Source organism: Catellatospora sp. KI3 (assembly GCF_029948125.1).
In the GTDB taxonomy this organism is placed as follows: Bacteria; Actinomycetota; Actinomycetes; order Mycobacteriales; family Micromonosporaceae; genus Catellatospora.
Genome location: NZ_JASAMB010000003.1, coordinates 116,116 through 133,314 on the forward strand (window position 1 = coordinate 116,116; position 17,199 = coordinate 133,314).

The 17,199-nt window shown below is 73.2% G+C and carries 15 protein-coding genes; 12 read left to right on the forward strand and 3 right to left on the reverse strand.

The window, feature by feature from the left end; translation table 11 throughout:
- Window positions 1-31 precede the first annotated feature (31 nt).
- Window positions 32-1,060, forward strand: a complete 1,029-nt coding sequence (gene gntD / locus QEZ54_RS07090) for a guanitoxin biosynthesis L-enduracididine beta-hydroxylase GntD (protein ID WP_281303667.1) — start codon at window positions 32-34, stop codon at window positions 1,058-1,060.
- A gap of 16 nt (window positions 1,061-1,076) precedes the next feature.
- Window positions 1,077-2,318 carry an alanine--glyoxylate aminotransferase family protein gene (locus tag QEZ54_RS07095; RefSeq protein WP_281303668.1) on the forward strand — a complete coding sequence of 414 codons (1,242 nt, stop codon included), beginning with the start codon at window positions 1,077-1,079 and terminating at the stop codon, window positions 2,316-2,318.
- A gap of 38 nt (window positions 2,319-2,356) precedes the next feature.
- On the opposite strand, the gene QEZ54_RS07100 is transcribed toward QEZ54_RS07095, so the two are convergent.
- On the reverse strand, window positions 2,357-3,583 hold the full coding sequence (locus tag QEZ54_RS07100) for an RNA-guided endonuclease TnpB family protein (RefSeq protein ID WP_281303669.1): 1,227 nt from the start codon (window positions 3,581-3,583) through the stop codon (window positions 2,357-2,359).
- 134 nt (window positions 3,584-3,717) lie between these two features.
- Here QEZ54_RS07100 and QEZ54_RS07105 point away from each other — a divergent pair, with 134 nt between their 5' ends.
- The 8 genes from QEZ54_RS07105 to malQ are packed head-to-tail and all read left to right on the forward strand — an operon-like array spanning window position 3,718 to window position 14,249.
- Window positions 3,718-5,985 carry a non-ribosomal peptide synthetase gene (locus QEZ54_RS07105; protein ID WP_281303670.1) on the forward strand — a complete coding sequence of 756 codons (2,268 nt, stop codon included), beginning with the start codon at window positions 3,718-3,720 and terminating at the stop codon, window positions 5,983-5,985.
- 37 nt (window positions 5,986-6,022) lie between these two features.
- Window positions 6,023-7,267 (forward strand): cytochrome P450, encoded by a 1,245-nt coding sequence (locus QEZ54_RS07110; RefSeq protein ID WP_281303924.1) that lies wholly within the window; start codon window positions 6,023-6,025, stop codon window positions 7,265-7,267.
- Window positions 7,268-7,285: 18 nt separating this feature from the next.
- On the forward strand, window positions 7,286-8,062 hold the full coding sequence (locus QEZ54_RS07115; protein WP_281303671.1) for a thioesterase domain-containing protein: 777 nt from the start codon (window positions 7,286-7,288) through the stop codon (window positions 8,060-8,062).
- A complete protein-coding gene (locus QEZ54_RS07120; protein WP_281303672.1) occupies window positions 8,059-9,351 on the forward strand; it encodes a cytochrome P450 in 1,293 nt (430 codons plus the stop codon). The genes QEZ54_RS07115 and QEZ54_RS07120 overlap by 4 nt, the downstream gene beginning before the upstream one ends.
- Complete coding sequence (locus QEZ54_RS07125; RefSeq protein WP_281303673.1) at window positions 9,348-10,112, forward strand: thioesterase domain-containing protein; 765 nt, start codon at window positions 9,348-9,350, stop codon at window positions 10,110-10,112. Before QEZ54_RS07120 ends, QEZ54_RS07125 begins: the two co-directional genes overlap by 4 nt.
- Window positions 10,109-11,362 (forward strand): crosslink repair DNA glycosylase YcaQ family protein, encoded by a 1,254-nt coding sequence (locus QEZ54_RS07130; RefSeq protein ID WP_281303674.1) that lies wholly within the window; start codon window positions 10,109-10,111, stop codon window positions 11,360-11,362. The genes QEZ54_RS07125 and QEZ54_RS07130 overlap by 4 nt, the downstream gene beginning before the upstream one ends.
- A gap of 26 nt (window positions 11,363-11,388) precedes the next feature.
- A complete protein-coding gene (locus tag QEZ54_RS07135) occupies window positions 11,389-12,765 on the forward strand; it encodes a glycogen/starch synthase (protein WP_281303675.1) in 1,377 nt (458 codons plus the stop codon).
- A complete protein-coding gene (gene malQ, locus QEZ54_RS07140) occupies window positions 12,762-14,249 on the forward strand; it encodes a 4-alpha-glucanotransferase (protein ID WP_281303676.1) in 1,488 nt (495 codons plus the stop codon). Before QEZ54_RS07135 ends, malQ begins: the two co-directional genes overlap by 4 nt.
- On the opposite strand, the gene QEZ54_RS07145 is transcribed toward malQ, so the two are convergent.
- Window positions 14,200-14,520, reverse strand: a complete 321-nt coding sequence (locus QEZ54_RS07145; protein WP_281303677.1) for a DUF1203 domain-containing protein — start codon at window positions 14,518-14,520, stop codon at window positions 14,200-14,202. The genes malQ and QEZ54_RS07145 overlap by 50 nt on opposite strands.
- A gap of 158 nt (window positions 14,521-14,678) precedes the next feature.
- Entirely contained in the window at window positions 14,679-15,089 is a 411-nt protein-coding gene (locus tag QEZ54_RS07150; protein WP_281303678.1) for a helix-turn-helix domain-containing protein, read from the reverse strand.
- 82 nt (window positions 15,090-15,171) lie between these two features.
- On the opposite strand from QEZ54_RS07150, the gene QEZ54_RS07155 reads away from it, so the two are divergent.
- Window positions 15,172-16,104, forward strand: coding sequence for an NADP-dependent oxidoreductase (locus QEZ54_RS07155; RefSeq protein ID WP_281303679.1), 933 nt, complete (start codon window positions 15,172-15,174; stop codon window positions 16,102-16,104).
- Between the two features lie 278 nt (window positions 16,105-16,382).
- Window positions 16,383-17,102 (forward strand): hypothetical protein, encoded by a 720-nt coding sequence (locus QEZ54_RS07160; protein WP_281303680.1) that lies wholly within the window; start codon window positions 16,383-16,385, stop codon window positions 17,100-17,102.
- Window positions 17,103-17,199: the final 97 nt, after the last annotated feature.

Below are 17,199 nucleotides of genomic sequence, written 5' to 3' on the forward strand. Positions count from 1 at the left end.
CCCGGCACGCAGAGTTGGAGGAGTCAGCACAGTGTTCGTCATCGAGTTGTCAGACGACGACCGCCGGCAGGTGGACGGCCTGCTGGACGAGGTCATGGACTCGTGCGCCTCGGTCGAGGCCGCCGAGCTGCTCGACGATCTCACCGTCCTGGCGCAGGAGCTGCCCCGGGCGGTCCGGCGGCAGGCCAACCGCTACCGGCTGCACGAGCCGTCGGGCGGCTGCCTGTTCACCGGCTACCACGTGCGCGACGACCGGATCGGGCCCACGCCCGCCGCGTGGAACGGGGCGGCCGAGGGTGCCCGCTCCACCCTGCGCGAAGACATCTACCTGCTGCTGTGCGGCTCGCTGCTAGGCGACCCGATCGGCTGGGCCACCCAGCAGGAGGGGCGGCTGGTGCACGACGTGATCCCGATCAAGGGGCACGAGCACGAGCAGATCAACTCCTCGACGGCGGCGCCGCTGTGGTGGCACACCGAGGACGCCTTCCACCCGTACCGGGCCGACTACGTCGGGCTGATGTGCCTGCGCAACCCCGACGCGGCCGAGACGACCCTGGCCCACTTCGACGACCTGGAGCTGGACGCCGAGCGGGCGGCGGTGCTGGCCGAGCCCCGCTTCACGATCCGGCCCGACGAGTCGCACCTGCCGAAGAACCGCAGCGACGGCCGGCTGGACGCCCCCGCCGACCTGATCGAGCGCAGCCTGGCCCGGATCGAGCGGCTCAACGCCACCCCGGAGCGCAACGCGATCCTGTTCGGCGACCCGCGCCGCCCGTACGGGCGGCTGGACCCGTACTTCATGGACGCCGAGCAGCTCGACGCGGTCGCCGCGGACGCGTTCGACGCGCTGGTCAAGCAGATCGACGACAAGATCGGCAGTGTCGTGCTCACCCCCGGCGACGTGATCTTCATCGACAACTACAAGGCGGTCCACGGGCGCAGGCCGTACACCGCCCGCTTCGACGGCGCCGACCGCTGGCTGCGGCGCATCAACATCGCACGCGACCTGCGCAAGTCCAGGGACGCCCGGACCGGGCCGGCCGCCCGGGTCATCTTCTGAGCCGAGAGGAAGCGCCATGTTCAAGTACCGGCTCGCGGTCCCCGGGCCCACGCCGCTGCCACCCGAGGTGGTGGCCGCCGCGACCATCCCGATGGAGGACGAGCGCACGCACAGCTACGCCGCCGTCTTCAACCGGGTCCTGGACAACCTGAAGCGGACCCTGCTGACCCGCAACGACCTGCTGCTGTTCGCCTCCAGCATGACCGGCGCGTTCGAAGGCGCCGTGCAGAACCTGTTCTCGCCCGGCGACCGGGTCCTGGTGGTCAACAACGGGGCGTTCGGGCAGCGCTGGGTCGAGCTGGCCACCACGTTCGGCCTGGACGTGGTCGAGGTCGCCGAGCAGTGGGGCCGCCCGGTCGACATGCGCCGCGTCGCCGAGGCCGTCGCGGCCCACCCGGACCTGGTGGCGGCCATCGCCGTGCACTGCGAGACCTCCACCGCCACCGTCAACGACATGCGCGCCTTCGGGCAGGCCACGCGCGGGATCGTCAGTGTCGTCGACACGGCCTCGGGGGTGGGCGCCTGCGAGCTGCGTACCGACGAGTGGGGCCTGGACGTGGTCGTCGCGGGCTGCCAGAAGGCGCTGATGACCCCGCCCGGCCTGGCGTTCGCCAGCATCAGCCCGCGCGCCTGGGCGCTGCACGAGCGGGCGGCGCTGCCGCGCTACTACTTCGACTGGGACCGCACTCGCGACGCGCTGCGCGCCGACATCGCCCGTACCCCCTGGACACCGGCGGTGTCGCTGATCAACCAGCTGGACGTCGCGCTGCGCCGCCTGCACCACGAGGGCATCGAGAACGTGTTCGTCCGGCATGTGCAGCTCGGCCGGATGGTCCGCGCCGGGGTGCTCGGCATGGGCCTGGAGCTGCTGTCGGCCGACGACGACCGCAACGCCGCGGTCACCGCGGTGACCCTGCCCGCCGCCATCGACGCCCGGGTCCTGGTCGACCACCTGCTCGACCAGTACGGCGTGCAGATCGTCGACAGCGGCGGCCCGCTGGCCGCCCGGGTCGTGCGCCTGGGCCACTGCGGCTACGTGGACCTGCTCGACGCGGTCGCGCTGCTCAGCGCGTTCGGGCTGGCCCTGCGCGACCTCGGCTGCGCCGCCGACGTCGGCGGCGGCGTGGCGGCGGCCCTGGCCGTCGCGGCCGCGCACCGCGAGGAAGCCCGCCGCGCCCCCGCGCTCACCGCCCAGCTGCGCCCGCACGACCGGGCCGACCGCGCCGACGCCTACGAACTCGTGAGGAGCCCAAGTTGACTTCCTCCCCGCCTGAAGGCGGCGGATTCCCCTCAGCCTCACAGCTGAGCCGCACGCAAGCGTGCGGTCGGGACGACTTCCTGCTTCACAGCCGACAGCCCTGTCCGGGAGGACTCCCGTTGAGGTCTTACACCAGCTCCACAGGCAGACACCGCCAGCCCGGCGGCCAAGATATTCCTAGCAGCGTTGACGTCCCGATCATGGGTGGTGCCACATCGGGGGCACGTCCACTCGCGGACGTTCAACGGCATCTTCTCGTTCAGGTAGCCGCACTCCGGGGTGGAACACAGCTTCGAGCTGGGAAACCAGCGGACCAGCGGGACGAACGTCCGCCCATGCCAGTCGCACTTGTACTCCAGCATCCTGCGCAACTCGCCCCACGCCGCATCGGAGATGACCCTGGCGAGTCTATGGTTCTTGAGCATGTTGGACACAGCCAGTCCTTCGACTACGACCACTTGGTTTTCGCGGACGAGTCGCGTGGACAGTTTGTGCAGGTTGTCGCGTCGCCGATCGACGATACGCGCGTAGATCCTGGCGACTTTACGTCGAGCTTTGGCCCGGTTGGCTCCGTCGCCTTCAGCCTTGCGGGCCAGGTCGCGTTGGGCTTTGGCCAGCCGCACCCGGTCGGCGCGTTCGAACTTCGGGTTGGTGATCTTCTCGCCGTCGGACAGGGCCAGCAGGCAGTCGATACCCACGTCGATGCCCACCGCCGCGTCCACCGGCGGCAGCGGCGTCACCTCGTCCTCGCACAGCAGGGACACGAACCAGCGCCCGGCCGCGTCCTGCGACACCGTCACTGTGGACGGCGACGCACCCGCGGGCAACGGCCGCGACCACACGATGTCCAGCGGATCCGCCATCTTCGCCAGGGTCAGCTTGCCGTCACGGAACCGGAACGCGCTGGTCGTGTACTCCGCCGAGCGCCGCGACCTCTTCCGCGACTTGAACCGCGGTTGTTTGGCCCGCTTGGCGAAGAAGTTGGTGAACGCCGTCTGGAGGTGCCGAAGTGCTTGCTGGAGCGGCACCGAGGATACCTCGCGCAGGTAGGCCAGTTCCTCGGTCTTCTTCCACGCCGTCAACATGGCCGAGGTCTGGTGGTAGTTGACCCGCTCGGCCCGCTGCTGCCACGCCTGGCTACGTGCCGCCAGCGCGAGGTTGTAGACCTTCCGCACGCACCCGAACGTGCGCGACAGCTCTGCCGCCTGCGCATCCGTCGGATGGAAGCGGTATTTGAACGCCCGCTTCACGTGCTTGGTCGTCACGGTCGCAACCTAACGACGGGGTGTGACAGACGACGGCGGCCCGCCGTGCAGGCGAATCGCCTTTCCCTGGCCCGCTATGCGGGCAGTCCGATTCCTCCCCGGTCTGAAGGCCGGGGCCTCCTCGGAGGTTCACGATGACCGCGCTGCACCTCACCACGGCCACCCCGGTCGTGCCCGCCCCGCGCCGGCACCGGGAGGCCATCGGGATCGAACCGGCCCTGGTCGCCGCGTTCCTGGCGGTGCTGCACCGGTTCACCGCGCAGGCCCGCGTCAGCGTCGACTGCGCGGACGCCGACGGCCGCAGCTGGGCCGTCACCGCCGACTTCGACGTGCTGCCCACCTTCGGCGACCTGGCCGACACGATGTCCGCGCAGCTCGACGAGGTCGGAGCGGACGGTTTCACCGAGTGCAGATACCAGGCGGCGGCAGGGTTCACGCTCACCCCCGACCCCGGGGCGCCCGGCGGTCGGCCATACCGCGTCACCGCCATTGGCACGACTGACCCGCGACTGGCCGCGGCAGTCGACGGCGCGCTCGCGGTCGTCGCCGCGCACGGCGCGGCGGCGCGGCGGGAGCCCGTCGCGCGGCTGCGGCTCACCGACGACGAGGACCTGCTGCGGGCGCTCGGCGTCAGCGACGACGCCCCGCCGACCGCGCGCTGCATCCACGACCTCGTCGCCGAGCAGGCCGCCAGGTCACCCGAGGCGGTCGCGGTCAGCCACGGTGCCCGGACCCTGACCTACGCGCAGCTGGACGAGCAGGCCGACGCCCTGGCCGGGCGGCTGCGCGACCGGGGCGTCCAGGCGGGCGACGTCGTAGCGGTGCTGCAGCGGCGCTCGCCGTCGATCGTCGTCACGCTGCTGGCCGTCCTGAAGGCAGGCGCCGCGTACCTGGTCCTGGACGTGCAGGACACGCCGGTCCGCCGCGCGGCGCTGGTCCGCACCGCCGGGGCGCGGCTGGCCGCCGTCGAGAACGCGCTGCTGGAGCTGGTGCCCGAGGGCGTCGAAGTGCTCGACCTCGACGCGGCCGAGCCCGGGGCCCCCGCCGTGACCGACGGCGCGCAGCATCCGGACACCCTGGCCTACGTCAGCTTCACCTCCGGCACCACCGGCGAGCCGCGCGGCGTGGGCGTGCCGCACCGGGCCGTGTCCCGGCTGGTACGCGATCCGAACTGGATCGACATCGCCCCCGACGACGTGTTCCTGCTGCTGGCCCCGATCGCGTTCGACGCCTCCACCCTGGAGATCTGGGCGCCGCTGGTCAACGGCTGCCGCCTGGCCGTCGCCCCCGACGGGGTGCTCGAACTGGACCGGCTCGCCGACGTGCTCAAGCAGGAGGCGGTCACCGTGCTGTGGCTCACCGCGGGGCTGTTCCACCAGCTCGCGGCCACCCGCCTGGACGCGTTCGGCGGGATCCGGCACCTGGTCGCCGGGGGTGACGTCATCTCGCCCGGCCACCTGGACCGGCTGCTGCGGGCCCACCCGAACCTGGTCTTCACCAACGGGTACGGCCCCACGGAGAACACCACGTTCACCACCTGCTGGACGACCACCGCCGCACCCGCCGCCGGTCCGGTGCCGATCGGGCACCCGATCACCGGCACCCGGGTCGCCGTCCTCGACGCCGCGCTGCGCCCGGTCCCGCCCGGCTGCTGGGGCGAGCTCTACGCCGCGGGCGACGGCCTGGCCCGCGGGTACGTGAACTCGGCGCAGGCGACCGCGGACCGGTTCCTGCCGGACGCGTTCTCCGGCGAGCCCGGCGCCCGGATGTACCGCACCGGCGACCTGGCCCGCTGGTCGGCCGACGGCGCCCTGGAGTTCGGCGGCCGGGTCGACAACCAGCTGAAGATCCAGGGGTTCCGGGTGGAGCCCGACCACGTCGAGGCGGAGCTGACCCGCCTGCCCGAGGTCCTCGACGCCGCGGTGGTCGCCCAGACCGACGACGCGGGCGGCAAGCGCCTGCTGGCCTACGTCGTGGTGGCCGAACACGACCACCCCGACGGTGAGGACCTGGGCGTACGGCTGCGCGAGCGGCTGCGGCAGACGCTGCCGCCGTACGCGGTGCCGTGGGCGATCGTCGTGCTCGACGAGCTGCCGCTCACCGCCAACGGCAAGGTCGACCGGCGCGCGCTGCCGGTGGCCTCGCGGATGCCGCGCAACGTCGGCAACGACTTCGTCGAGCCCCGCGACACCGTCGAGCGGCGCCTGGCGGCGCTGTGGGGCGAGGTCCTCGGGGTCGAGCCGGTCGGCGCCGACGACGACTTCTTCGACATGGGCGGGCACTCGCTGCTCGCCGCGGAGCTGCTGGGCACGCTCAAGGAGGGGTTCGGCGTGGACGTGCCCGCCCGGGTGCTGTACCTGCAGCCGACCATCGCCGAACTCGCCCAGCACCTGCGCGACTAGACCACCTCACGAAACGAAGGGAGAAGGTGCCGTGAAGATGGCGACGGGCTGCCCCGTGTCGGGGGCGTTGCCGGATCTGACCGACCCGATGCTCTACAGCGACGGCGACCCGCACGACATCTTCCGCCGGCTGCGGCGGCACGATCCGGTCAGCTGGCAGGAGACGGCGACCGGTCCGGGCTTCTGGTCGGTGACGACCTACCACGACGCCGACCTGGTGCTGCGCGACCACAGCATCTTCACCTCCGAGCGGGGCACGCTGCTGAACATCCTCGGCACCGACGACCCGGCCGGGGGCAAGCAGATGGCGGTGACCGACCCGCCCAGGCACACCCGCATGCGCGAGCCGCTGCAGCGGGCGCTGTCGATCAAGGCGGTGGAGCGGCACCGGGAGAGCATCCGGGAGAAGGTCCTCGCGCTGATCGAGCCGCTGTACGACGGCGGCGTCTTCGACTTCGCCGAGGCGATGGTCGCCATGCCGATGGCGGTCACCGGCACGCTGATGGGGCTGCCGCCGGCGGACTGGTCGCGGCTGACCACCATGACGACCTCGGCGATCGCCCCGGACGACCCGGAGTACACGCTGCCCGCCGGGCCGCAGGCCACCCTGGAGACGGCGCACCGGGAGCTGTTCGCGTACTTCCAGGAGATCGTCCACCAGCGCCGCAAGGCGCCCGGCGACGACCTGATCAGCTTCCTGATGGAGATCGACCTCGACGGGCGGCGCATGTCGCTGGGCGAGATCATGTCCAACTGCTACAGCCTGCTGCTGGGCGCCAACGTCACCACCCCGCACGTGGCCAGCGCGGCGATGGCGACGCAGACCGGGACCGGGGTGTTCGAGGACTGGGCCGCCCATCCGGAGCTGACCGTCGGCGGCACCGAGGAGGCGCTGCGCTGGGCGTCCCCGGCCAACCACTTCATGCGCTACGCCGTACGCGACGTGACCATGCGGGACCGGCAGATCAAGTCCGGTGACGCGGTCGTGGTGTGGCTGGGGTCGGCCAACCGCGACGAGGAGGTCTTCGCCGACCCGTTCACCTTCGACATCCGCCGCAAACCGAACCGGCACATCGCCTTCGGCATCGGGCCGCACTACTGCGTCGGCCACACCGTGGCCAAGGTGACGCTGCGGCTGCTCTTCGCGGAGCTGCTCAGCCGGTTCAGCGACTTCGACCTGGCCGGGCAGCCGCAGCGGCTGCGGTCGAACTTCGTGGCCGGATACAAGCACCTGCCCATCGTCGCCAAGGTCCGGCCGGTGGCCGGGACCGTCGCCTACTAGCCGTCGAGGAGCGACCCGATGTCGAGCACCCGCGGGCGCAGCAGCACCAAGTGGCTGCTGCGCGACCCGAGCCCGGACGCGAAGGTCCGGCTGTTCTGCATCCCCTACTCCGGCTGCGGCGCGAGCATGTACCGCCAGTGGCCGCAGTTCGTCGGGGACATCGAGATCTGCCCCGTGCAGCTGCCGGGGCGCGAGAACCGGCTGCGGGAGTCCGCGCACCCGACGTACCAGGCGATGGGCGACGACCTCGCCGACGCGCTGCTGCCGTACCTGGACCGGCCGTACGGGCTGTTCGGGCACTGCGGGTCGGCGCTGGGCGCGTACGAGACCGCGGTGCGCATCGCCGAGCGCGGCTACCCGAACCCGGCCCGGGTGTTCGTGTCGTCGCAGCTGGCACCGCAGGACGGGCCGGGCGGGCGGTTCCTGGAGATGACCGACGCGGAGCTGCTCGACGAGCTGGCGAAGCTGACCGTCAAGCTCGGCGGCACCCCGGTGCCCAGCCTGCTGGAGCTGCAGCTGGGCGTGCTGGTGGGCGACATCGACGCCAACAAGCTCTACCACGTCGCGCAGCCGGCGCGGCTGCCCGGCCCGCTGACCGCCATCGGCTGGACCCGCGACGTCGAGGTGCTGCACACCGCCATGGGCGGCTGGCCGGTGTGCGGCGACACGACGTACGAGCTGCTCGACGGCGAGCACTACACGTTCACCGAGGCGCCGCCCTCGCTGCTGGAGGTGTTCGCGGCCGGGCTGGCCGTACCCGGTGACCGGGCCGTTCCGGCGGTGTCGGCGCCATGACGGCGAGCCCGGCCACCGCCGTGACGCCGACCGGCTGCCCGTACGCCGCCGACGTGCCCCGGGTCGGCTTCGACAGCCACGACCCGGCGCTCGCGCGGGACCCGTTCGCGGCGCTGGACCGGCTGCGCGAGGACTGCCCGGTGGCCTGGAGCACCGCCTGGGACGGCTTCTGGGTGGTGACCGGGCACGCCGACGTCGGCGCGATCACCCGCGACCGCCGCTTCCACACCGGATACGAGCAGCGGGACGGCAGTTTCCAGGGCATCAGCATCCCGGCGATCGGCCAGACCGGCCGGCTGGTGCCGCTGGAGCTCAACGTGCCCGAGTCGCTGCGCTACCGCAGGCTGCTGGCCGCCTACTACACCCCGAACCGGGTCGCCGCGCGGATGGCGGAGTTCCGGCAGTTGGCCGACGAGTGCCTGGACGAGGTGGTCGAGCAGGGCCGCTGCGACCTGGTGCGCGCGCTCACCGAGCGGATGGCCGCCATGCTGACCCTGCGCGACATCGGCCTGCCGGAGCAGCAGTGGGCGCAGGTCGACGCGGTGCTAGAGCAGGCGCTGCTCAACGGGCCGTCCGACCCCGACGCGGCCCGCCGGGCGGCGCAGGAGCTGTGCCTGATGATCGTCGACGCGATGGAGGAGCACCGCGACACCGGCGCCGGCTCCGGGCTCATCGCGGTGCTGCTGGACACGGTCCTGGACGGGCAGCCGGTGCCCGACGAGGCGATCGTGTCCATGATGTACACCCTGCTCATCGGCATCCACCCGACGTCGTGCCTGGTGTCCACTTCGCTGTGGCACCTGGCCCGCGACCCGGCACTGAGACGGCGCCTGGCCGCCGACCCGGACCTGGTCCACCGGTCCGCCGACGAGTTCCTGCGCTGGGTGACGCCGATCCCGTCCACCGTGCGCACCGTCGCGCAGGACGTCCGGCTCGGCGGACACGACCTGCGCGCCGGGGACCGGGTGTACGTGTCCTGGGCCGGGGCCAACCGGGACGACTCGGTGTTCCCCGACGCCGCACGGGTGGACGTCGACCGCGACGCCGGTGCGCACCTCTCCTTCGGCGGCGGCCCGCACTACTGTGTCGGTGCCGGGGCGGTGCGGGCGATGTTCACCGCGATGGTGGCGGCGGTGCTGGCCCGGATGCCGGACTTCGAACTGGCGGACCCCGGCGCCGTCACATGGTTCCCGGACGTCAGCTTCTGCTACGGGGTCACCTCGCTGCCGGTGGTGTACACCCCGACGCCGCGCGCGCGAACCGGAGGAGGACGACCGTGGACGTCATGACCAGGGCCACCGCGGACCGCTGGCTGCGCCGCTACCACCGCGGCGGTACGCCGCGGCTGCGGCTCTACTGCCTGCACTACGCCGGCGGCAGCCCGTCGATGTTCCGCGACTGGCCCGCGCTGCTGCCCGCCCACGTCGCAGTGGAGGCGTTCATGCTGCCCGGCCGCGACGGCCGGTTCCGCGAACCCGCGCTCGAACGCATGGACGCCCTGGTCGGCGCCCTCGTCGAGGCGCTGCGCCAGCAGCCGGACACCCCGTACGCGCTGTTCGGCTACAGCTTCGGCGCCCAGGTGTCGTTCCACCTCGCCCACGCGCTGCGCGAGGCGGGGCTGCCGCAGCCGCGCACGCTGTTCGTCGCCGCCAGCGCCGGACCCAGCGAGCTGGGCCACGTCCCCGGCGTCGACGAGACCGACGAGGAGCTGGTCGGCTACATGCGCTCGCTGGGCGGCACCTCCTCGGCGGTGCTGGACAACCCGGAGCTGCTGGACCTGGTGCTGCCGACGCTGCGCGCGGACCTGCGGACGGTCGCGACCCTGCCCTACACCCCGCGCCCGCCGCTGGCCGTGCCGATCCACGCGTTCTCCGGCGAGGCGGACCCCACCTCCGCCAACCCGGAGCTGATGGCCGCGTGGCAGCGCGAGACGACCGGCCCGTTCCGGCAGACCGTCTTCCCGGGCGGCCACTTCTTCATCGACGACGCGCTGCCCGAACTCGCCGCCGCCATCGGCGCCGACCTGGACGAGCCGGCGGCGGCGCGGTGAGCCGCAGTGTGGGGCTGCGTGAGGCCCGCCGCCTGGCCGTCAGCTGCCAGCACCTGGCCGGGCCGGTGCCGCCGCCCGGCCAGGGGCGCCTGTGGGACGTGCTGGCGACCCTGCGCTGCCTGCAGCTCGACCCGATCGACGTGGTCGCGCACAGCCACCGGCTGGTGCTGTGGAGCAGGCTCGGCGCGTACGACGAGCAGGAGCTGGCCAACCTGCGCTGGAAGGAGCGGCGGCTGTTCGACTACTGGGCGCACGCCGCCTCGATCGTGCTCAGCGAGGACTACCAGCTGCACCACGCCATGATGCGCGGCTACCCCGACGCCGGGCAGTCGGTGCCGATGGCCCGGATCGGCGACTGGCTGCGGGCCAACACCGGCCTGCGCGACGCCGTGGTCCAGCGGCTGGCCGAGGCGGGCCCGCTGCCCACCGACGGCTTCGACGTCCGGGCCGACGTCGCGTGGGAGGGCGGCGGCTGGTCCGCGGGCCGCAGCGTCGAGCGGATGCTCGACATCCTGTGGAACCAGGGCGTCGTCCTGGTGGCCGGCCGCGACGGCAAGAAGCGGCGGTGGGACCTGGCCGAGCGCTGCCTGCCCGACGGGCTGGACCGCACGCCGCTGCCCGAGGCGGAGATCGTGTCCCGTGCCGCGGAGCATTCGCTGCGCGCACTGGGCATCGGCCGCCGGCGCGACATCGAACTCCACTTCATCCGGTCGCGCTATCCGGGACTGCGTGAGGTCGTCGCCACGCTGGTGGAGGCCCGCCGCTTCGTGCCGGTGACGCTGGAGGGCGCCCCGGCGGGCGAGCAGTGGTATGTGCACGCCGACCGGCTGCCGCTGCTCGACCGGATCGCGGCCGGTGACTGGAGTCCCCGTACCGTGCTGCTGTCGCCGTTCGACAACCTGATCTGCGACCGCGACCGCACCGCCCGCCTGTGGGGTTTCGACTTCCGCACCGAGATGTACGTGCCCGCGGCCAAGCGCGAGTACGGCTACTACGTCCTGCCGATCCTCGACGGCGACCAGCTCATCGGCCGGGTCGCGCCCCGCCTCGACCGGCGCCGCGGCGTGCTCGAACTCGAGGGCGTGTACGCCGAACCCGGCGCCCCCGCCACCCCGGCCGCCGCGGCGCGGGTCGGGCAGGCGATCACCGCGCTCGCCTCCTTCGTCGGCGCCCGGCGCGTCGAGCACCACGACCGCCTACCGGCCGGCTGGCGGGAACACCTCGGCCCGGCCCTCGACGGGCACGGCTGAACGTCCAGGCAGGAGCGGCGAGCCCGATGCGGATCCACTTCGCGACCTCGGAAGTGTTCCCCTTCGTCAAGGTCGGCGGACTGGGCGACGTCGCCCAGGCGCTGCCCAAGAGCCTGGCCCGGCGCGGCCACCGGGTCGACCTGTTCTTCCCCCGGTACACCGGCCTGCCCGCCGGGCGGACGGTGGCCCGGCTGGAGGTGGCGGCGGGCCGCGCCAGAGCCCGGTTCGAGGTCGCCGACCAGGGCGATCACGACGGGGTGCGGTACTACACCGTCGGCGCTGCCGAGCAGCGGCTGTGGGACCGCCCTGAGGGGTACGTGGAGAAGAACCTCGCCTCGTTCGTCCTGTTCTCCCGGGCCCTGGCCCGGCTCGCGGTCAGCCCCGGCTGGCGGGCCGACGCGGTGCACTGCAACGACTGGCACGTCGGCCACATCCCGGCGTACCTGCGCCGGCGCGGCGCCCGCTGCCGGACCGTGCTCACCATCCACAACCTGGCCTACCAGGGGCTGTTCCCGCAGAGCCTGGCCGACCGCCTGGGCCTGACCGGCTACGGCGCCGGGAACCTGCTGGCCCAGGGCATCGCCCATGCCGACGCGGTCACCACGGTCAGCGACCGCTACCGCGACGAGACCCTGTCGCCGCTGCACGGCTGCGGGCTGGACGGCCTGCTGCGCAGCCGGGGCGAGGACTACACCGGTGTGCTCAACGGCGTCGACTACGACCACTTCCATCCCGGCGCCGACCGGCACCTGCCCGCCCGGTACGACGTCGGGGACATGGCCGGCAAGGCCGTGTGCAAGGCCGAGCTGCAGCGGGCCAGCGGCCTGCCCGTCGACGCGGACGTGCCGCTGATCGCGTTCGTCGGCCGGCTGGTCAAGCAGAAGGGCGTCGAGCTGCTGCTGGACAGCATCGACGAGCTGGCCGGGCTTGAGGCGCAGTTCGTGGTCGTCGGCACCGGCGACCGGTTCGAGCACGCTTTCGCGCGGGCCGCGCGCTTCTATCCGAACATCGGGTTCCACCCCGACAGCGCCGAGCGGGTCGCCCGGCTGGCGTACGCGGGGTCGGACATGTTCCTGGCCCCGTCGGAGTTCGAACCGTGCGGCCTGGCCCCGCTGATCGCGCTGCGCTACGGGTCGGTGCCGGTGGTGCGGCGGGTCGGCGGGATGGCGCAGACCATCGTGGACACCGGCCTGGGCCTGTCCTTCCCCGGCAACGACCGCGCCCAGCTGCTCGGCGCGCTGTGGGAGGGCATCGAGCGGTACCGGGCCGGGCAGGGCTGGGCCCGGCTGCGCGACCGGGCGATGCGGGCCCGGTTCACCTGGGACGAGGCTGCGCGGCGGTACGAGCGGCTGTACCGGCCCGCGGCCGTCGACGCCGCCGGTGGGAAGGAGCGGGGACGATGAGCGTGGTCCGGCGCAGCGGCGTACTGCTGCACCCCACCAGCCTGCCGGGCCGCTTCGGCGTCGGCGAGTTCGGCCCGGCCGCCGACGAGTGGCTGGATTTCCTGGCCGCTGCCGAGCAGTCGGTGTGGCAGATGCTGCCGCTGAACCCGGTCAACCGGGTCGGCTGCCCGTACCAGTCGTATGCGGCCCTGGCCGGCAGTCCGCTGCTGATCAGCGTGGACCGGCTGCGGGACGCCGGGCTGCTCAGCCGGGCCGACCTGGCCGGTGTGCCGGACCTGTCGGCGGGCCCGGTCGACTTCGCGGCCGCGACGGCGGTCAAGGACCAGCTGCTGGCCAGGGCGTTCGCGAACTTCACGCCGACCGCCGACAGCGACCGGTTCGCCCGCGAGCACGGCTGGTGGCTCGACGACTACGCCCACTACATGGCGCTGCGCCGCCGCCACGGCAGGACCTGGACCGACTGGCCCGTGCCGCTGGCGCTGCGCTTTCCCGACGCCCTGGCCCGCTCGGCCGACGACCTCGCCCGCGAACTCGACTTCTTCCGGTTCGAGCAGTACCTGTTCGCCACCCATTTCGCGCAGGTGCGCGCGCGGGCGGGCAAGCTCGGCATCGAGATCGTCGGCGACCTGCCCATGTACGTCAGCCCGAAGAGCGCCGACGTGTGGGCCCGGCCCGACCTGTTCCAGGTGGACGCCGCCGGTCGGCCGACCGCGCTGGCCGGTTTCCCGCCCGACGCCTACAGCCGCGAGTCCCAGGTGTGGGGCAACGCGCTCTACCGCTGGGACGCGCTGGCCGCCGAGGACTACCGCTGGTGGGTCGACCGCTTCCGCCGGATGCAGGACCTCTGCGACACGGTGCGGCTCGACCACTTCCACGGCTTCCACCGCTACTGGGCGGTGCCGGCCTCGCGCGACGCCGCCCGGGGGCGGTGGGAGGACGGGCCTGGCGCGGACCTGTTCACCGCGGTCCGCAAGGAGCTGCCCGACCTGGACCTGATCGCCGAGGACGTCGGGCCGCAGTCGGCTGGCATGCAGCGGATCCGCGCGGAGGCGGGCATCCCCGGCATGCGCCTGCTGCAGTTCGCGTTCTCCGGTGAGGAGAACCAGTACCTGCCGCACCGGTACCCGGTCGACTGCGTCGCCTACACCGGCACCCACGACAACGACACCATGGCCGGATGGTGGCACAGTGCCACGGTCGACCAGCGGGAACGGGCGGAGCGCTACCTCGGCGGCGTGGCCGACGGGATCTGCTGGCCGGCCGCGCGGGCGGTGTTCGCGTCGGTGGCCTACCTGGCCGTCCTGCCCGTGCAGGACGTGCTGCAGCTGGGCAGCGAGGCCCGGATGAACACGCCGGGGCGGACCGAGGGCAACTGGCAGTGGCGGCTGGAGCCCCGGTCGCTCACGCCGGGGGTCGAGTTCCGGCTGCGCCGCCTCACCGAACTCTACGGCCGCGACCGGGCCGCCCAGCGGTACCCGGGCTGACGCCGTCGCACGGTTCGGCGTGGATGAACACCGGGCCCACCTCGTCGTACGGGCCGGGATCGGCGCCGGTGTCGGCCGCCCAGCGCCGCAGTGGCGCGTACGACACCAGTGCGAGTGTCTCGCCCGCCCGGCTGCGCCGCAGGCAGCACCGCAGCGGAGCCCCGCCCTCGGCGTCCACCGACAGCCGGGGCGGGCGCCTGGCGTCATCGAAGCGCCGCAGCTGCCCGACGACCTCGGCACTGATGGCCTTGACCACGTAATCGCCTGTCATGTCCCCAGCATCGCCGCCACCGGCCGCAGGGTCCGGCGGAGATCGGACACGGCATGCACCTACCGGCTCACCTCGGCGGACCTCGCCGTCCAGATCGTCAAGAGCCAGATCCGCGACCAGGACGGAGCCGTCGTCGCCGAGATCGGCTGAAAGCCCGCCTACGGCGCGTCGGCCATGGCGTGGTCGTAGGTCTTGCGGGCGAGGTGGACCTGCTCGATGTGGGTCTCGGCCCAGCTCTTGATCGCCCGCTGGACCGGCAGCAGGCTCTGCCCGAGCGCGGTCAGCTCGTAGTCCACCCGGACCGGGACCGACGGTGTCACCGTGCGGGTCACCAGCCCGTCGCGTTCGAGTTTGCGCAGGGTCTGCGTCAGCATCTTCTGGCTGGCGCCGGGGATGGTCCGGGACACGTCGCGGTAGCGCAGCGGCCCGTCGGCCAGGGCGCTGAGCACCAGGGTCACCCATTTGTCGCTGAGGGTGGCCAGCAGTTCGTGCCCGGGGCACTCCGACAGGAACGCGTTGTACTCCCGGCGGTCCTGCTCCCGCCGCTCGGCGGCGCGCATCGTCGTCACCGCCCCAACCTACCCCGGGGAGACTTACGCACTCACAGGTGCCTACTTACCGAAAGAGAGTGCTACGCCTAGCGTTCCTGACATGAGAACCGTGATCGTCCGCCGGTTCGGCGGCCCCGAAGTCCTGGAGATCGCCGACGTCCCGCAGCCCGAGCCCGGCCCGCGACAGGTGCGCGTCCGGGTCGCCGCCGCCTCGGTCAACCGCATCGACCTGTCCACCCGCAACGGCGCGCTCACCCAGGCGGGCCTGCTGGCCCCGGCGCCGCAGGCGTGGCTCGGCTGGGACGTCGCCGGTCAGGTCGACGCCCTCGGCGCCGGCGCCGCCCGGTTCGCGGTCGGTGACGCCGTCATCGGCCTGCGCGACCTGCTGTCGGCGCCTGGCGCCCAGGCCGAGTACGTCGTGCTCGACGAGGACGCCCTGGCTCCGGCGCCGGCCACGGTCACCCTGGCGCAGGCGGCGACCCTGCCGCTGATCGGGCTGACCGCCGACCGGGCACTGGCCCTGGCCGGGCTGGAACCGGGCCGGACGCTGCTGGTCACCGGCGCCGCCGGGGGCGTGGGCGGGCTGGTCCTGGAGCTGGCCGCGCTGCGCGGCATCCGCACGCTGGCCCTGGCCGACGCCGAGGACGAGCAGCTGGTACGAGGCTTCGGCGCCACCTGGTTCCTGCCCCGCACCGAGCACCTCGCCGCCGACGCCCGGCGGCTGGTGCCCGGGGGAGTGGACGCGGTCATCGACGCCGCGACCCTCGGCATCACCGCGCACGAGGCCCTGCGCGGCGGCGGCGTCTTCGTCGCCCTGGTCGCGCCGTACGCGCCACCGGCGCTGCGGGGCACCCGGGTGGTCGTGCAGGAGGTGTACGCCGACGGGGCGCGGCTGGCGGAGCTGGCGGGGCTCGTCGACGCCGGGCGGCTCACCCTGCGCGTCGCCGACGAGCTGCCGCTGGAGGAGGTGGCGCGGGCGCACCAGCGGCTGGCGGCGGGCGGCCTGCGCGGCCGGCTGGTACTCGTGCCGTGACCGGGGTGGCGGGTCGCCGGTCCGGCGACCCGCGTCAGCGGGGGGTTCTACCACGCTCGACCGAAGTCCAGGTAGGAGCGGCACGCGACCACAACCCTTTCGCGGACACGTCGGTCGGCTTCCCCCTCGGCGAACCGCGCCAGACCGGGAGCCGATGACCGGGCAGGCAGGCGGTCAGGCAACGCGCATACCGGGTGACTGTCAAGGATCGAAATGCGACAGTTCGTCGGCGGCATGTCAGCACGGCTGCCGCACCGGCGCGGCACATCATCGAAGACGTGAGCCGGCCCGGAAACCCAGTCGCAGTCGAAGTCGCCGAGCAGCTTGACTACTACCTGGTCTTCCCGAGCAGCGGCGCGGTCGCGCGCGGCCTGGCGCCGGAGGGCCTGGTCGTCGAGGAGTTCGTGCTGCGGCCTGACGGCACCACCTCAGGCCTGGACAGCGCGGGCTGGACCAGGGCCGGAGGCAGCTGGTGGACGGCGGCCGCGTTCAGCCGCACCCTGCGCGAGGACGCGCGCCTGCGCGCCAAGGTGCTGCCCGTGGGCCGGGCGGTCGCCCAGGCGGCATACCGGACACTGAGCGGCGCCGAACTACCCGCCGAGCCGCAGCTGCGCCGCCACTTCCTCGACCGGCTGGAACTGCCCGCCCCGACCGGGCTGGTGCCGGCGCAGGCCACCGCCGGCCAGCTCGGCTACCGGCTGCTGCTCGCGGGCGAGCTCACCGAGCACGGGCTCGCGCAGCTGCGCGGCGGCTGGCGGATGCCGCCGTTCGACCGTGCCGGCGACGCCGCGCACGGGGTCGCCGGACGCACCCGCTGGACGGTGGACGGCCAGCTGGTGTCCTGGACGCTGCGCCGCCTGGACGCCGGATGGGCCGTCGACCTGGCCGTGGACCGGGTCGACCGCGCGCCCGCGCACACCGAGCCGCTGCTGCGCCGGCTCCGCGCCGAAGCCCGGGACCAGGGCCTGATCCCGGTCACCGTCACCCGGCTGCGCTGACCCGCCCGCGCCCTGCCGCTGGCCGGGACGCGCCGCCGTTGTACGCGGGTTGTATGTCCCTGGACGTAGCATCCGCAGCCGGACTTCACCGGTCGTA